This window comes from Streptomyces sp. NPDC025651, assembly GCF_055558735.1.
Genome location: NZ_JBVHLZ010000014.1, coordinates 26,484 through 42,432, shown reverse-complemented (window position 1 = coordinate 42,432; position 15,949 = coordinate 26,484). Strand labels below are relative to the sequence as shown.

General features: G+C 70.7%; 13 protein-coding genes and 2 pseudogenes. 12 read left to right on the top strand and 3 right to left on the bottom strand.

Annotation, left to right across the window (positions count from 1 at the left end; translation table 11 throughout):
- Positions 1 to 42 precede the first annotated feature (42 nt).
- The 7 genes from ACZ4D5_RS37005 (at position 43) to ACZ4D5_RS36975 (ending at position 6,681) form a co-directional block, all read left to right on the top strand.
- The gene (locus ACZ4D5_RS37005; RefSeq protein WP_467776857.1) at positions 43 to 1,245 is read left to right on the top strand and encodes a nucleotide disphospho-sugar-binding domain-containing protein; all 1,203 of its coding nucleotides are present in this window, start codon (positions 43 to 45) and stop codon (positions 1,243 to 1,245) included.
- An 11-nt stretch (positions 1,246 to 1,256) separates the two neighbouring features.
- On the top strand, positions 1,257 to 2,003 hold the full coding sequence (locus tag ACZ4D5_RS37000) for an NAD-dependent epimerase/dehydratase family protein (RefSeq protein WP_467776856.1): 747 nt from the start codon (positions 1,257 to 1,259) through the stop codon (positions 2,001 to 2,003).
- Between the two features lie 61 nt (positions 2,004 to 2,064).
- Entirely contained in the window at positions 2,065 to 3,261 is a 1,197-nt protein-coding gene (locus ACZ4D5_RS36995; protein ID WP_467776855.1) for a nucleotide disphospho-sugar-binding domain-containing protein, read from the top strand.
- Entirely contained in the window at positions 3,258 to 4,355 is a 1,098-nt protein-coding gene (locus ACZ4D5_RS36990) for a MupA/Atu3671 family FMN-dependent luciferase-like monooxygenase (RefSeq protein ID WP_467776854.1), read from the top strand. Before ACZ4D5_RS36995 ends, ACZ4D5_RS36990 begins: the two co-directional genes overlap by 4 nt.
- Before the next feature lie 136 nt (positions 4,356 to 4,491).
- Complete coding sequence (locus tag ACZ4D5_RS36985; RefSeq protein WP_467776853.1) at positions 4,492 to 5,106, top strand: TetR/AcrR family transcriptional regulator; 615 nt, start codon at positions 4,492 to 4,494, stop codon at positions 5,104 to 5,106.
- 116 nt (positions 5,107 to 5,222) lie between these two features.
- A complete protein-coding gene (locus ACZ4D5_RS36980; protein WP_362340147.1) occupies positions 5,223 to 5,924 on the top strand; it encodes a ribonuclease HII in 702 nt (233 codons plus the stop codon).
- Positions 5,925 to 6,003: 79 nt separating this feature from the next.
- A complete protein-coding gene (locus ACZ4D5_RS36975) occupies positions 6,004 to 6,681 on the top strand; it encodes a hypothetical protein (RefSeq protein WP_467776852.1) in 678 nt (225 codons plus the stop codon).
- Between the two features lie 307 nt (positions 6,682 to 6,988).
- Here ACZ4D5_RS36975 and ACZ4D5_RS36970 read toward each other — a convergent pair whose 3' ends face one another.
- Complete coding sequence (locus ACZ4D5_RS36970; protein WP_467776851.1) at positions 6,989 to 7,627, bottom strand: hypothetical protein; 639 nt, start codon at positions 7,625 to 7,627, stop codon at positions 6,989 to 6,991.
- Between the two features lie 217 nt (positions 7,628 to 7,844).
- Positions 7,845 to 9,629 (bottom strand): annotated as a pseudogene (locus ACZ4D5_RS36965) (helicase-related protein); the annotation flags it as partial.
- A 197-nt stretch (positions 9,630 to 9,826) separates the two neighbouring features.
- On the opposite strand from ACZ4D5_RS36965, the gene ACZ4D5_RS36960 reads away from it, so the two are divergent.
- The 4 genes and pseudogenes from ACZ4D5_RS36960 to ACZ4D5_RS36945 all read left to right on the top strand — a co-directional run.
- Entirely contained in the window at positions 9,827 to 11,986 is a 2,160-nt protein-coding gene (locus ACZ4D5_RS36960) for a RecQ family ATP-dependent DNA helicase (RefSeq protein WP_467776850.1), read from the top strand.
- A 118-nt stretch (positions 11,987 to 12,104) separates the two neighbouring features.
- On the top strand, positions 12,105 to 12,992 hold the full coding sequence (locus tag ACZ4D5_RS36955; protein ID WP_467776849.1) for a DUF5655 domain-containing protein: 888 nt from the start codon (positions 12,105 to 12,107) through the stop codon (positions 12,990 to 12,992).
- A 924-nt stretch (positions 12,993 to 13,916) separates the two neighbouring features.
- The gene (locus ACZ4D5_RS36950; RefSeq protein WP_467776972.1) at positions 13,917 to 14,072 is read left to right on the top strand and encodes a Tn3 family transposase; all 156 of its coding nucleotides are present in this window, start codon (positions 13,917 to 13,919) and stop codon (positions 14,070 to 14,072) included.
- Positions 14,069 to 14,605, top strand: a pseudogene (locus ACZ4D5_RS36945) (Tn3 family transposase); the annotation flags it as partial. The gene ACZ4D5_RS36950 and the pseudogene ACZ4D5_RS36945, both read left to right, overlap by 4 nt.
- Here ACZ4D5_RS36945 and ACZ4D5_RS36940 read toward each other — a convergent pair.
- Entirely contained in the window at positions 14,491 to 15,300 is an 810-nt protein-coding gene (locus tag ACZ4D5_RS36940) for a class I SAM-dependent methyltransferase (RefSeq protein WP_467776971.1), read from the bottom strand. The pseudogene ACZ4D5_RS36945 and the gene ACZ4D5_RS36940 sit on opposite strands and share 115 nt — an antisense overlap.
- Positions 15,301 to 15,713: 413 nt before the next feature.
- Here ACZ4D5_RS36940 and ACZ4D5_RS36935 point away from each other — a divergent pair, with 413 nt between their 5' ends.
- Entirely contained in the window at positions 15,714 to 15,947 is a 234-nt protein-coding gene (locus tag ACZ4D5_RS36935) for a hypothetical protein (RefSeq protein WP_467776848.1), read from the top strand.
- Positions 15,948 to 15,949: the final 2 nt, after the last annotated feature.

The following is a 15,949-nucleotide window of genomic DNA, read 5'->3' as shown; positions in this document are numbered from 1 at the left end:
GCCGTCCGCCACCGCCGCAGCACACACGACCGAGGAGTCGACATGCGGGTTCTGTTCACCACCGCGCCCCTGCCCGGGCACTTCTATCCGCTGGTGCCGCCGGCCTGGGCGCTGCGCGCCGCGGGGCACGAGGTCCTGTTCGCGGCGCCGGAGAGTTTCGCCGACACGGTCATCGAGGCCGGACTGCCGGTGGCCGCGTCCGCGCCCCCGGTGGGCTTCGCGGAGTTCATGCTGCACGACAGGGAAGGGCGGCGCCTGGAGCCGGTGCGCGACCCGGTCGCCCGGCGCAGGGCGAGCGGCCGCGCCTGGGGGCGCCTTGCCGCCCGCACCCTGGAGGGCACCCTGCGCCTGGTCGAGGAGTGGCGCCCCGACCTGATCGTCAGCGAACCCATGGAGTACGCCGGGCAGTTGGCGGCGGCCGCGTACGGCATCCCGTGGGTGGAACCCGGGCTGAACTTCGCCGGGTTCCACGGCCCCGAAGGCCCCGACCGCCCCGCGGCGGAGGAGCTCGCCCCGGAGTGCGCGGCCCTCGGCGTCGCGGGACTGCCCGACCCCGCCCTCGTCCTCGACATCTGCCCGCCCTCGATGCGCGGCACGACCCCGCCACGGAGCACGCCGATGCGGCACGTTCCGTACAACGGGCCCGACATCCACACCGCTTGGCCCGACCGTCCACAGGGCGTCCCGCGGATCTGCCTGACGCTCGGCAGCATGCTGCCCACCCACGGCAAGCTCGACTTCCCCGGCCGGATGGCCGAGTTGATGACGGCGCTGACCGGCCTGGGCGCCGAGGTCGTGGTCGCGGTCGACGAGCAGGTCGCCCGGGGCTGGGATCCGCTGCCGGTCGGCGTGGTCGCGGCCGGCCGCTTCCCGCTCGACCGGGCGCTCGCCGACTGCGACGTACTGATCAGCCACGGCGGGCCGGGATCGGCGTTCGCCGCGCTCGTCCACGGCGTACCGCAACTGTGCCTGCCGCAGACCTCCGACCAGTTCGAGAACGCCGCACTGGTGGAGCGGCACGGCGTCGGGCTCGGCCTCACCCCCGAGCACGCGTCGACCGAGGCGGTCGTCGAGCGCGCCGAGGCGCTGCTGCGGGACGGCTCCTACCGCTCCGCCGCGCGGGCGGTGGCCGCCGAGATCGCCCTGCTGCCCGCCCCGGCCGACGTCGTGCCCGTGCTGGAGAAGCTCGCCCTGTCCGGCTCCGCGGGACCCGTCGGGGCGGCCCGCTCCGGCGCGGCCGAGTAAGGAGCGGACGGATGCAGATCGTGGGCCGCGGCTTCCTCGCGCGGCACTTCACCGCGTCGGCCGACCGGCACCCCGGCATCGTGCTGCTCGCCGCCGGGGTCTCCTGGGCCGACGGCGTCTGTGAGGCGGAGTTCGCGAGGGAGGCCGCCCTGGTGCGCGAGACGCTGCGCCGGTGCCGGGCGGACGGCACCCGGCTGGTGTTCTTCTCCACCGCCTCCACCGGGATGTACGGGGCGAAGGGGTGCCGCGGCAGGGAGGACGAACCCGTCACCCCCTGCACGCCGTACGGCAGGCACAAGCGGGGCCTGGAGGAGGAGGTCGCCTCGTCGGGGGCGGACCACCTGATCCTGCGCCTGGGGCACGTGGTGGGCCCCGGACATCCACCGCACCAGCTGCTGCCCACCCTGATCCGCCAGGTGTGCGCGGGCACGGTGACCGTGCACCGCGGTGCCGCCCGCGACCTGATCGCCATCGACGACGTGGTCGCGGTCGTGGACCGGCTGCTCGCCCTCGGCGTCTCGCACGACGTGGTCAACATCGCCTCCGGGGTGCAGGTGCCCGTCGAGGCGATCGTCGACCGGATCGAGCGGCGGCTCGGCGCCACGGCGGAGCGCCGCTTCGTCGACGGCCGTGGCGCCAACCACCAGGTCTCCATAGCGAAGCTGCGGCGGCTGGTGAGTCCGGAGCCCCTCGACTTCCCCGCGGACTACTACCGCGGGGTGCTCGACCGGTACGTCCGGGCCCCGGTGACCACATGACCCGCCCCCTCCGGCCGGCCGACAGGCGCCGGCCGTCCCCCTCGACCTCAGGAGAACTCCGGTGCGTGTGCTGTTCGTGACGGCCGTACTCCCTTCGCACTACTTCGTCATGGCGCCGTTCGCCTGGGCGCTCCGCGCGGCCGGGCACGAGGTGCGCGTCGCCACCCAGCCCGAACTCGTCGAGACGGTCGCCCGATCCGGGCTCCCGGTGATCGGCGTGGGCGGCGACGCGGACTTCGCGGGCCGCTACCGCGACCGGGCCGAGAGCCGCGAGCCCCGCTCCGGCGACCCCAAGGTGCTGTTCTGCGAGATCGCCGACGGCATGGCCGACGACCTGGTCGCCTTGGCCCGCGACTGGCGGCCGGACGCGGTGGTGTGGGAACCGGCGACGCTGGCCGGACCGCTCGCGGCCGCGGCGTGCGGCGCCGTCTCGCTGCGCTATCTGTGGGGCCCGGACATCGTGGGGCGCGGCATCGGGCGGGACAACCTGCCGCCCCAGTTCGCCGAGCTCTTCGAACGGTTCGGGATGCGCCTCGACGACGTACCGGACTGGTGGAACCTGGACGCCTGCCCGGACGACGCCCAGGTCGCCGGCAACACCCGGCGGCTGCCCGTGCGTTACGTGCCCTACAGCGGGGCCGGACACGTCCCCGAGTGGGTGCTGCGCGCCCCCGCGAGGCCCCGCGTCTGCGTCACCCTCGGCATCACCATGACCGAAGTCGTGGGCGAGGAGAGCTTCTTCGTGCCCAAGGTCCTCGACGCCCTGTCGGGGCTCGACGTGGAGCTGGTCGCGGCGGTGGTGCCGAGCCAGCGCCCGCTGCTCGGCGAGGTGCCCGACGGGGTGCGGATCGCCGAGGACTGCGCCCTGTACAAGATCGTGCCGAGCTGCGACCTGGTCATCCACCACGGCGGCGTGGGCTCCATGCTGACCGCGGCGCTGAACGGCGTACCGCAGTTGATGATCACTCAGATGCCGGACCAGGGCTTCTTCTCCGCCCATCTGGCACGGACCGGCGCCGGCGTCCACCTCACCGGCGACCGGGCGGATCCGGAGACCCTGCGCGCGACGGTGAGCCGGCTGCTCGACGACCCGTCCTGCCGCGAGGCGGCGGCAGCGGTGCGGCAGAGCGTGCTGTCCCGGCCCACCCCCGCCGAGTGCGTGCCGCTCGTGGAGCGGCTCGTGGCCGATGCCGCCGCCGACCGGACCTCCCGCACTTCCCCCACACCCCCGACTGCCCGCCGAGGAGCTGCCCGATGACGAACACCCCCGCACCGGAGGGCTCCGGAGAGGGGCTCGACTTCGGGCTTTTCTTCTTCGCCGCCGTCGGAGACGCCGCGGCCGAGGCGTACCGGCTGCTCCTGGACGCCGCCCGGCGCGCCGACGAGCTCGGCTTCGCCTTCGTCTCCACCCCCGAGCGGCACTTCCACCGCTTCGGCGGCGCCTTTCCCAACCCGGCCGTCACCTCCGCCGCCCTCGCGGCGGTCACCGAGCGGCTGCAGATCCGGGCCGGCAGCGTGGTCACGCCGATGCACCAACCGGCGCGCATCGTCGAGGACTTCGCGATGGTGGACGGCATCTCCGGTGGCCGGGCGGCCATTTCGGTGGGCTCGGGGTGGAACGTCAACGACTTCGTGCTCGCCCCCGACGCCTACGAGAACCGCCGCGAACGCATGGTCGCCGACATCGCGGCGATCCGCCGGGCCTGGGCCACCGGGACCTGGACCGGCACCAATCCGCACGGCACGGAGGTCACGCTCGACGTCTTCCCCCGCCCGGTGCAGGACGAACTCCCCGTCTGGACGACGGCGTCCCGGAGCGAGGAGACGTTCCGGCAGGCGGGACTGCTCGGCACCCATGTGCTCACCCACCTGGAGAACCAGAGCGTCGACGAACTGGCCGGAAAGATCGGGACGTACCGGAAGGCGCGCGCCGATGCGGGCTTCGACCGGGGCCGCGTCACCGTGATGATGCACACGCATGTCGGGGCGACGTCCGAGCAGGCGCGGGCGGCGGCCGTGCCCTGGCTGAAGAAGTACCTCCTGACCGCCATCGACCTGGAGGCGCGGGCGGTGGAGGCCGGCGGCGCCATGAGCGGCGGGCGCCGGGGCCGCGACTTCATGGCGCGGGGCGACGCCCGGGACAGGCTCGCCGAACTCGGCGTCAACCGCTACCTGGAAGGCACCTCGCTGATCGGCTCGGTGGACGAGTGCGCCGGGGCGGCCCGGCGCGTGCGCGAGGCCGGCGCGGACGAGATCGCCTGCCTGGTCGACTTCGTGGGAGACAGCGCGGCGGTGCTCGCGGGCCTCGACCATCTGAACGCGGTGCGGGAGCGCTTCGTCCGTACCGGCTGACCGGCTGACCGGCGGATACCGGCCACGGCCATCGAAGGGAACCGGCTCGCCTGGCATGCTGGTCGAGGGTGCGGCGCCGCCGACCCCGCTTCTCGGGGACGGCGCGACGACTGGCTCGCTCAACGGAGAGAGATTGATGGTTACTTCGCGCTGGACGGCCGTTTCCGCTCGGGAGGCTGCCCCGCGGCGCCGAGGTCCCGTGCTGGAGCGGGCGATCCTCGACGCCGCGCTCGAGCAGCTCAGCACCGTCGGCTGGAGCGGGCTGACGATGGAGGGCGTGGCCGCGGGCGCGCAGACCGGCAAGGCCGCCGTGTACCGCCGCTGGCCGTCCAAGGAGGAGCTCGTCGTGGACGCGCTGCGCGTCGGGCTGCCGCAGCTCGCGAGCGCCCCCGACCTGGGGAGTGTCCGGGCGGACCTGCTCAGGTTGTGCGGACAGATGCGGGAGGCGATGTTCTCGCGTTCCGGGTTCGCCCTGCGCTCGGTGCTTCACGAGTGCGACACGGCAACGGCCGAGCGCTTCCACGACGTGATCTACGAAGGCGTCATCGAGCCGAGCGTGAAGCTGATCAAGGAGGTCGTGCGCCGCGGAATCGAGCGCGGAGAGGTGCGTTCCGGAGGGACGGACGACTATGTGTGCGACGTCATTCCGGCCATGCTCATGTACCGCTCGAAGGTGTGCGGCAGCGAATGGCAGGACGAGGAGTTCGAGGCCCTCATCGACCAGGTGATGGTTCCGCTGCTGCGCCGCTGAGGGCCGTGCGCCCGCGCGCCCGTAAGCCGCGCGCCCGTGCCCGGAAAGGCTCTGCGGGCGACTCGGCAAGCCTGGGTGTCGCGGGCGGCCTCCGGCGGCGTACGCTGTCTGGCGCCATGCCGTACGAAGCACCCACCCACACCGTCGAGCGCTCCCTGCGCGCCACCACCGGAGCGAAGATCGTCGCCGGTGTCGACGAAGTCGGGCGCGGCGCGTGGGCGGGCCCGGTCACCGTCTGTGCGGCGGTCACGGGACTGCGCCGGCCGCCCGAAGGGCTCACCGACTCCAAGCTGATCAGTCCCAAGCGGCGCGACGCGCTCGCGGAGGAACTGGAGAGCTGGGTCACGGCACACGCCCTCGGTCACGCCTCGCACGAGGAGATCGACGAACTGGGGATGACGGCCGCGCTGCGGCTCGCCGCGGTGCGCGCCCTGGAGGGGCTGCCGGTCCGTCCGGACGCGGTCATCCTCGACGGGAAGCACGACTACCTCGGGGCTCCCTGGCGGGTTCGTACGGTGATCAAGGGCGACCGTTCCTGTGTGGCCGTCGCCGCGGCTTCGGTGATCGCCAAAGTCCGGCGCGACAAAATGATGGCCGAACTGGGCATCGAACATGCAGACTTCGGTTTTGCGGCCAACGCCGGTTATCCGTCGCCGGTCCACAAGGCCGCGCTGGAGGAGCGGGGGCCCACCCCGTACCACCGGCTTTCGTGGGCGTATCTTGATGCGCTGCCCCAGTGGCGGCACCTCAAGAAGGCCCGCAGCTGGGCGGACGGAAAAGTTCCGGAAATCGAGGGTCAGCTCGGCTTTGAGTTCTGACGCTTTTCCGGCCCTTCCGGTCGCACTCATGTGCCACCCGCCGACGCGAGTCGCATCGGCGTTTGATAGACAACACTTCATGCCTCTCATTCCCGAGGAGCCTCAGATTCACGAGAGTGCCCAGGGTCCCCGCGCCACGCCGGCCAGTGGCCGCACCGCGCCGACCCCCCGCCCCGTACCCGGCCCCCGCCCCGCGGCTCCGCCGCGTCCCGGCCGCCCGGGTCCCGCCCGGCCCATGCCGCCCGCGCAGCGCACGCCGCGCGACGCGGCAGCCAAGCCCGGGCCGTCCGCCCCGGCCGCTCCCGGACCCGCCGCTTCTGGCGCGTCCACTTCCGGAGCACCCGCCGGTGGCGCCTCCGCCGCTTCGGTTCCGCAGATCCAACTCATCCCGGCCTCGGTCGAGGGCGCGCTGGACGCGGCCGAGGAGGCCGTCGACCTGTTGCTCGACTCCGGGCGCGCGCCCGGGGACATCCTGGTGATCACCACCGGCGATCCGCACCCGTGGGCCACGCACGAGCTGTCCTTCGGCGAGGCCGCCTACTGGGCCCAGCACGACGCGGGCGACGACGTCTTCTACGCCGACGCCGCCGCCCTCACTCGTGCCGCGGCTCGGCCCGTGGTCGTCGTCGCCGTCAACGGCGGCAGCGAGGAGACCGCGGTGGCCGCGCTGCCGACGGCTCTGACCCGGGCGGGAACCTTGCTGATCGTCTGCGGCGACCCGCAGCGGATCAACTCGATGCTGGGCGCCGGCGTCTGACGTCGGTGTCCGGCAGCCGTCGCCCGGTGCCGGTCGCGCGGTAGCGCCGCGCGGCAGTGGCCGGGTGGTGTCGCCGTTCGGCGTGCGGCGTGCGGTGCACGACATGTGCCGTGTGGTGCGTGTCGTACGACGTGTGCTGTGCGACGTGTGTCGGACGACGTGTGCCGTGCGAGGCACGGCCGGGTCGGCCGCGTGCCGGTCCGGGCCGATCGCGTGCGGGTGACGGTGAAGTGTGGGGGGACAGAGGACGTGCGCTCGCGCGTCCTCGTCCAGGCGACGAGCAGGGGGCGGCGTCGCGGGGGTGACGTCAGCGTGCCGCCGCGCGGCGCAGCACGTCCGACGCGACGCCTCCGGTGCGCGGCATCGGCGGATCGGTCCCGGTGAAGGGCTCGGGCTGCGAACCGACGCTCGGCCTGCGGCCTCCGCGTCCCTCGCCGAGCACCTGCCAGCCGTCGTGCGTCAGCGTGATGTACGCACCGCACCGCAGCCCGTGCAGGGTGCAGGCGTCCCGCAGGCCCCACATCCAGGCACCGTCCTCCTGGGTCCAACGGGCGTCTCCGTCACGGCAGTAGAGCAGCACGGCGGTGCGCACGGGGGTGCGGCGCCGCAGATCGTGCGGGATGACCCGACGCAACTGCGCGAGCAGGGCGTTGCGGAACACCCAGCCGTCCGTCACGGTCGCGCGCCGGTCGAAGGAGGCGCTCGCCCGCAGCCGCTCGTCCGGATCCAGCACGGCCACGACAGCCGTCGCCGGGGTCGGCCGGTGGCGGGAGTGCAGGCCGCTCACGACCTCGCGCGGATTGCGCAGCAGGGGGATCCCCGCGGCTGACCACTCCGCGGGTTCGAGCATCCGGGTCAGTCGGTGGGCGGAAGCGGCGGACAACTCGGCCGAGGTCGAGAACTCCGACGTCGATCCCGGGGCGGACGGAGCGAATCCGAAGGTCACGGTCCTCCCTTCGGCTACGCGCCCATGCTGAGGGCGGGGGCGGACTGGGGGAGCGCACCGCAACACAGCCCTACCGGACCACGGGGAGCCGCGCGGGAGCGGTTCCAATTCTTCCCGTCGTAGTCCCCTGCGGCAACGAGCAGTTGGGGCCGATCGCCGGTATCGGACGATGCGCCGTGTATATCCCTGCCCAGCTCGCCGCCCCCCGACGCCTGTGTCATCCCTGCACGGCGAGGACCAGTGGCAACACCCCCTCGGCTCCGGCACGACGGAGCATGCGCGCGGCCACGGCGAGGGTCCAGCCGCTGTCGGTCAGGTCGTCCACCAGGAGCACCGGCCCGCCCGCTTCCTGGAGCGCGGCAGCCAGCGCGGGAGGCACCGTCAGCGCGCCGTCGAGGGCACGCAGGCGCTGTGCGCTGTTGCTCCGGGGCACCCGCGCGGCCTCGGCGCCGGCGGCGTACTCCAGGGACCCCAGAAGCGGAAGCCTGCCGATCTCCGCGATCCGCGCGCCCAGTGACCGGATCAGCTGGGGCCGCGTCAGCGACGTCATGGTCACCACGCCGACCGGGCGCGGCCGCGCGTCACCCGCGCCCGAGGCCCAGCCGCCGGGGCCCTTCGCCCAGTCCGCGAGCACGTCCACCACGGCCTTGGCCACGTCGTCCGGAACCGGCCCGTCCGGGGCCTGCGGGGCGAGCATGGGGCGGAGCCGGTTGCCCCATCCGATGTCGGAGAGCCGGCCCAAGGCCCGCCCCGGAGCCGCCTGTTCGCCCGCGGGGATGCGTCCCTTGAGGTTCACGCCGACCGCGGCCAGGCCCGTGGGCCACATCTTCCGGGGCTCCACGTCGACACCTGCGCGCCCGAGCTCGCCGCGTGCCGCGTCCAGCGCCGCGGAGGAGACCTCGTCGCCGAACCGCGAGCCCGCGCAGTTGTCGCAGCGTCCGCAGGGAGCCGCGCCCTCGTCGTCCAACTGGCGCCGCAGGAACTCCATCCGGCAGCCGGGCGCCGACGCGTACTCGCGCATCGCCTGCTGCTCGGCCTGCCGCTGCTTGGCGACCCAGGCATAGCGCTCGGTGTCGTACGCCCACGCCTGGCCGGTGGAGATCCAGCCGCCCTTGACGCGGCGGACCGCGCCGTCCACGTCGAGGACCTTGAGCATCGTCTCCAGCCGTGAGCGGCGGAGCTCGACCAGGGGCTCGAGGGCGGGCAGCGACAGCGGCCTGTCGGCCTGGGCCAGTACGTCGAGCGTGCGGCGCACCTGCTCCTCGGGCGGGAAGGCGAGCGAGGCGAAGTAGTTCCAGATGGCCTCGTCCTCCTTGCCCGGCAGGAGCAGCACCTCGGCGTGGTCGACTCCGCGGCCCGCGCGCCCCACCTGCTGGTAGTACGCGATCGGAGAGGAGGGGGAACCGAGGTGGACCACGAACCCCAGGTCGGGCTTGTCGAAGCCCATCCCCAGGGCGGAGGTCGCGACGAGGGCCTTCACGCGATTGGCGAGGAGATCCTCCTCGGCCTGCTGGCGGTCCGCGTTCTCGGTCTTTCCCGTGTACGAGGCGACGGTGTGCCCGCACTGGCGCAGATAGGCGGTCACTTCCTCGGCGGCGGCGACCGTGAGGGTGTAGATGATTCCGGACCCCGGAAGGTCGTTCAGATGGTCGGCCAGCCACGCCAAGCGGTGTGCGGCGTTCGGCAGTTGGAGCACGTTCAGACTCAGGCTCTCCCGGTCGAGCGGGCCGCGCAGGACGAGTGCGTCCGAGCCGCCGCCGGTGCCGAGCTGCTCGGCCACGTCGGCCGTCACACGGGCGTTGGCCGTCGCGGTGGTGGCCAGGACGGGGACGTCGGGCGGGAGGTCCGCGAGCATCGTGCGCAGCCTGCGGTAGTCGGGCCGGAAGTCGTGGCCCCAGTCGGAGATGCAGTGCGCCTCGTCGACCACGAGCAGGCCGGTGGCCGCGGCGAGCTTCGGCAGCACCTGGTCGCGGAAGTCCGGGTTGTTGAGCCGCTCCGGGCTACCGAACTGGGAAGGCATTCAAATTCCAGGCGGATCTAGCGCCCTGACCTGCGTAAACGTGCTGATCGAGGGGCTGGGCGGTTGAGCGCGCCGTGCTGGCCACCCTCCATCGACGCGCACTAGGCGTACCGCATGCGAGCAGGGCGTCACACTGAGTGAGCTAGCCGATAGTCCCCGGTTTCCGGTTGCATGGGAGCATGGACGATCTGGACCTCCGCACCGAAGCCGATGTCATCCTCGCCGAGCTCGTCGGTGCCCCAACGGGTTCGGCGCGGTTGCGGGAGGATCAGTGGCATGCGGTGGCCGCTCTGGTGGAAGAGCGTCGGCGTGCCTTGGTGGTGCAGCGCACAGGCTGGGGCAAGTCGGCGGTGTACTTCGTCGCCACCGCTCTGCTGCGCCGGCGTGGTGCTGGTCCTACGGTAATTGTCTCGCCTCTGTTGGCGTTGATGCGGAATCAGGTCGAGGCGGCGGCCCGAGCGGGTATCCGGGCGCGCACAATCAACTCGGCCAACCCGGAGGAGTGGGACTCTATCTACGGGGAGGTCGAGCGCGGTGAGACCGACGTTCTCCTCGTAAGTCCTGAGCGGCTTAATGCTGTGGATTTCCGTGAGCAGGTACTTCCCAGACTCGCGGCTACGACGGGGCTACTGGTGGTCGACGAGGCGCACTGCATCTCTGACTGGGGTCATGATTTCCGCCCCGATTACCGTCGCCTTCGAGCGATGTTGGCTGAATTGCCTGCAGGTGTTCCGGTTTTGGCCACCACCGCGACCGCGAACGCGCGCGTGACAGCTGACGTCGCTGAGCAGTTGGGTACAGGCATTGGCGAGGCTCTCGTGTTGCGTGGCCCGTTGGAGAGGGAGAGTCTGCGGCTGGGGGTGGTTCAGCTGCCGGATGCCGCACACCGATTGGCGTGGCTGGCTGAACACCTGGACGAGCTGCCGGGTTCAGGGATCATCTATGCCCTCACTGTTGCTGCAGCCGAGGAGGCTACTGCTTTCTTGCGCCAACGCGGCTTCCCTGTGGCCTCTTACACAGGGCGTACGGAGAATGCTGAACGTCTGCAGGCAGAGGAAGACCTGATCGAAAACCGAGTGAAGGCACTGGTGGCGACCTCGGCGCTGGGGATGGGCTTTGACAAGCCGGACTTGGGTTTCGTCGTGCATCTTGGTTCGCCGTCCTCTCCGATCGCGTACTACCAACAGGTGGGGCGTGCTGGGCGCGGCGTCGAGCATGCCGACGTGCTTTTGTTGCCGGGCAAGGAAGACGAGGCCATTTGGCGGTATTTCGCCGACACTGCCTTTCCGCCTGAGACGCGGGTTCGCCAGACTCTCGCGGCCTTGGCCGATGCGGGAAGGCCTCTATCCGTGCCGGCTCTGGAGGCAGTGGTGGATCTTCGCCGTACCCGGCTAGAGGCAATGTTGAAGGTTCTGGATGTCGACGGCGCGGTGAAGCGAGTGAAGGGTGGCTGGACTGCCACGGGAGCCGACTGGGTGTACGACGCTGAGCGCTATTCCTGGGTGGCGCGGCAGCGGGCGGCCGAGCAACAGGCCATGCGTGGTTACGCGACCACATCACAGTGTCGGATGGAATTCCTGCGGCGACAGTTGGATGACGAAGAGGCGAGGTCGTGTGGCCGGTGCGACAACTGCGCAGGGCCCTGGGCTGATTCCTCTGTTTCGGTGGAGATGTTGACGGGGGCTGCGAAGGAGTTGGATCGCCCGGGCGTGGAGGTTGAGCCGCGTCGAATGTGGCCGACCGGAATGCCGTCACTGGGCGTCAATCTCAAGGGGCGCATCGCGGCAAGAGAGCAGTGCGCCACTGGACGAGCTCTGGGACGCCTCTCCGACATCGGCTGGGGAAACCGGCTGCGTCCGCTACTGACTGAGGGCGCGCCCGATGGGAAAGTGCCCGACGACGTCCTACGGGCTGCGGTGGCGGTCCTCGCCGATTGGGCGCGCTCTCCAGGCGGCTGGGCGCCGAACGTCCCGGACGCCTCTGCCCGGCCGGTAGGGGTCGTCGCCGTACCATCCTTGGCCCGCCCGCAACTGGTCAGTTCCCTTGCTCAGGGAATCGCGACCATCGGCCGCCTTCCCTACCTCGGCGCCCTCACGTACACGGGGCCGGACGGTGCACACGCGGCGCGCCGAAGTAACTCTGCCCAACGCCTAAAGGCGTTGTCCGGGGCCTTCTCCGTCTCCGAGGAGCTGACTGATGCTTTGACGCGCTCTCCCGGTCCCGTCCTACTCGTGGACGACTACACCGACTCCGGCTGGACCCTCGCAGTTGTCGCACGCCTGCTTCGCCAGGCAGGTGGTGGTGAGGTTCTTCCACTGGTGCTTGCCGCGGCAGGCTGAGTTTCCCCATTCGGGGTTTGGGCGCGTATCGCACACCATCTTCACGCCCCCGACAACCTGAGCGGAAATAATCCTTCACCTCATCGGCGTTGGTGATCTCCGAGCCGAGGAGGGGAAAGTGTCGGGCCTGAAGCTGTTTAATACGAAAGGCATCGTGACTGAGGTCACGCCGCGTCTGGCTGCGGTCGAGGCGGATGTGCAGGACCTTGTCGAGGCGCACATGGAGACGATGCTGGGCGTCACGTTCCTCGCGAGCGAGTTCGTCATCGATTGTGTGGACGGCGGACGGATCGACTCGCTGGGTCTCGACGAGAACGGGGCTCCAGTGGTCGTCGAGTACAAGCGTGGCACCGACGCAGGCGTGATCAACCAGGGCCTCTACTACATGGCTTGGCTGACGAACCACAAGGATGCCTTCCGGAACCTGGTCCGCGACCGGCTCGGGGGCACGGCCGCGTCCCAGATTCTATGGAGCGCGCCCCGGCTGATCTGCGTGGCCGGCGACTTCACCCGCTACGACGCGCACGCCGTGCGCGAGCACCGGCGCTCGATCGACCTAGTCCGCTACCGGTACTTCGGCAGCGACCACTTCGGCCTTGAGACAGTGGCCTCCGTCACCGGGCACCCGGCCACGGCCAAGCGGGTACGGCGCCGCGCGGCCGGGATGTTGCCGGGCCGGAAGCGGAGCGGTGCGATGGCCGAACTGGCCGAGGCGGTCGACGAGGTCCTGGTCGGACTCGGGGACGGCGTCACCCGGGTGCAGCGCAAGCAGTACCGCGCCTACCGCCGGCTGCGGAACTTCGCCAGCGTCTGCCCGCCCCAGCAGACCAAGATCCTCGTCTACCTTAAGGCCGACCCTAAGGAGGTGGACCTCATTCCCGGGCTCACCCGGGACGTGACAGGGCTCGGTCACCACGGCACGGGTGACCTGGAGCTGCAGGTGCGTACGGAACGGGATTTGGAGCGCGCTGGAGACCTTCTCCGCCTCAGCTACGCCGCGGCATAGAGAACTCTTGCTGGGGCGCTGGCCCGAGCAGGGTGTGGAGTTGTGGGCTGTCGTCGTGATGCTGCCTTTCGACGTGACGGGCAGGGAATGGCGGTGGACCACTAATGGTGCGGTGGATCTCCGGTTTCGCTAACCGGGGATCGCCTGCTATGTATCACCCTGCGCCTCGTGAGCCCTGGAAGCCTGCGCGAATGGTCATCGAACGCCTGCGTTGGGCCGATCTACCGGGGGCGGCTGTCCGGGCCGTCGAAGGGGAGACCGGGCCGATTGTTGATGTGACGCCTGTTGAAGGAGGGGCCAGCAGCGAGATCGTCGTACGTGTGCCTTCCGCCACTGGACCAGTGTTCGTCAAAGAGCTGCGTGCGGAGCACCCCCGAGTTTGGATGCAGCGCCAGGAGGCGCGGGTTGCCGCGCTGACGGGCAGTCTTGCTCCTCGGCTGTCCTGGCGGCTGGAGGTGGCCGGGTGGGATCTCCTTGGCTTTGGGTGCGGCTCTCCTGAAGTGAGGATGTGACGCCGTGCGCCGTTGCTGTCCGTGACCGGAGTGCGGATCGTCGTGTCCGGGACCGCGGTCAGGGAGGGGGGATGCTGTCGTGGCGGGAGAAGCTCGAGCGGTGGGAGGCTGCCGCGCGGGAGCAGATTGCTGAATTGCGGGCCCGGATCGAGGAGTTGTCCGGGCGTCTGACCGAGTAGGAGACCGCCCTGTCGCGGCTGGAGGTCGCGCGGGAGGCCATGTCCGAGATCCTGGAGGACGACGGCGACGACGGCCCGGTCGCCGATCCGCCCTCCGGGCCGCCGGTCGGGGTGAGGCTCATCCCGGACTGCTCGCCGGAGTTGGACGTGACGGTCCTGCCGCGCGTGTATCAGGACATTGTCGAGGCCCTGGGCGAGCCTACGAGGCGACGGTGGATCTCTACTCGTAGGGCATCTCCACTTACGCCCATGTGTCCGACCAGCACTCCACCTCCGGCACGAAGGTCATCGTGGCCATGCATCGCGAGGCCCACTATGTGCTGGACGAGATCCTGGGTACGCCACCGATCTGCCGATCACCGAGCACGCGACCGATACGCACGGCGTGACCCTGGTCAACTTCGGACTGTTCGACCTGGTGGGCAGGCAGCTTTCGCCCCGCATCCGCGACTTGGGCCAGATCGCCCTGTACCAGATGGGCGGCAAGGCCGACTGTGAGGAGGAGTTCCCCACGGCGGGGCCGCCGCCGACGAAGAAGGCCAACCTGGGCCTGGTCGCCGCGCACTCGGACGATTTGCTTCGTCTGGCGGGGGCGTTGGAGTACGGGCACGCTACCGCCTCCCTGATCGTGGGCAAGCCGTCCGCGTCCTCCCGGCAGAACGCGCTGGCCGCCGCGCTCAAGGAGTACGGGGCGATCCGCAGGACGATCTATGCGGCGAAGTGCCTGCCGGACGAGGGCTAGTGGCGCAAGATCGCCCGCCAGCTGAACAAGGGCGAGTCCCTGCATGCCCTGCGCCGCCAACTGCACTACGCCCGCGAGGGCAAGATCGCCCGCCGCCAGCCGGAGCAGCAGAACGAGCAGGCGTCGTGCCTGACCGTCGTGACGAACGCCGTCGTCTGCTGGCACACCGAGTACATGGGCCTGGTCGTCGACGAACTGCGCAGTACCGACCGCGGGATGGACGCCGAGGTGCTGGCGCACCGGTGCAGATCGATCCCCACGCTCTTTCCGGGCCACGCCTGTGCGAAGACGGTCGCGCCCAGCTGCTCCAACCCGCTGTCCGCCATGGCCTGGAGCACTCTGCGGCCCCACAGCGGGTCACCGCCCGCCGCCTGCAACAGGTTCAGGATCTCGGCATGTACCCGCGTGAACAGGTCCGCCGTAGCAGGGCTGGGAGCGGCGAGGACCGGCACCCACCCGCAGTCGAACTCCTCCAGGACGAGCCGGCCCCCCCCCGGCCGCAAGGCCCGCACCAAACGGGGCAGCACCTGGTGGCGCTCGGGCACATGCACCAGCACCAGACGCGCGTGAATGAGGTCGAATTCGCCTTCCGGCAAGGCGTCACGGGCAATGTCATGCCGCCACAGCCGCATGTTCCCGCGCTGCTCGTGGGAGCTCATCCACCGTGGCTCGATGTCGGTGACGGTCACCTGCCCGGCAGGGCCCACCGTCTCGGCCAGCCAGCCGCCGATCGAGCCTCCCCCGCCGCCGACCTCCAGGCAGTTCCAGCCGGCAGCGACACCAGCCCTGGCCAGAGCTGCGCGGGATGCGGTGTCGTAGGTGGCCTCCAGAGAACTGAAACGACTACCGGTTTCCTCCGCACTGTTGTCGAACACATACCGCGTCACCGGCCTCCTTTCCTCCAGCCCTCAAGGGCGTGCGCCAGTGGGCTGTTGCCATTGCGCCGCACGGCGGCAAACCGCAGCCGTTGCACCGCAGCAAAGCGGTGCACATGGTGAAACATTGCACGTTCACAGAACCGGCTCTTCTCCACGCCAACACGGGCGATCAACCCCGCCGACCAGGCGCATCGTCGCACCCCGGAGCATGAGGGCAGGGGCCATACGGACGTGACGCGATTTCTGCGGAATCACTGCTTCCGGGCGCGGGGCGGGCGCTCGCGCACCACCTCCCCTGTGCGCACGTCGGTTCTAGTAAATGGTCAAATGAGAAACTGCCGATCAAGTCCCGCACCGCATCCGGTTTGTCGAGGATCCCGGTTCTCAATACCGGGTCCGGGAAGACCGCGGTGAAGTACCACACCCGCCGCCTCCAACTCGTGCCCCAAGTGGCCGAGGAGCTCCACGTCCTCACCTCGCCCGACCGTAATCCCGGCAAAAGGTGGGCCACTGGCCCGGACCCGGGCGCGGACGCTCCGGCGGAACCCGCGCTGCTCACGGCGGGGATCACGACGGTCCGCATCGGTTACGCCCACTGCTCGACCGCCACCCAGGAACTGCAGTCCCAGCTCGACGCGCTGTAGCC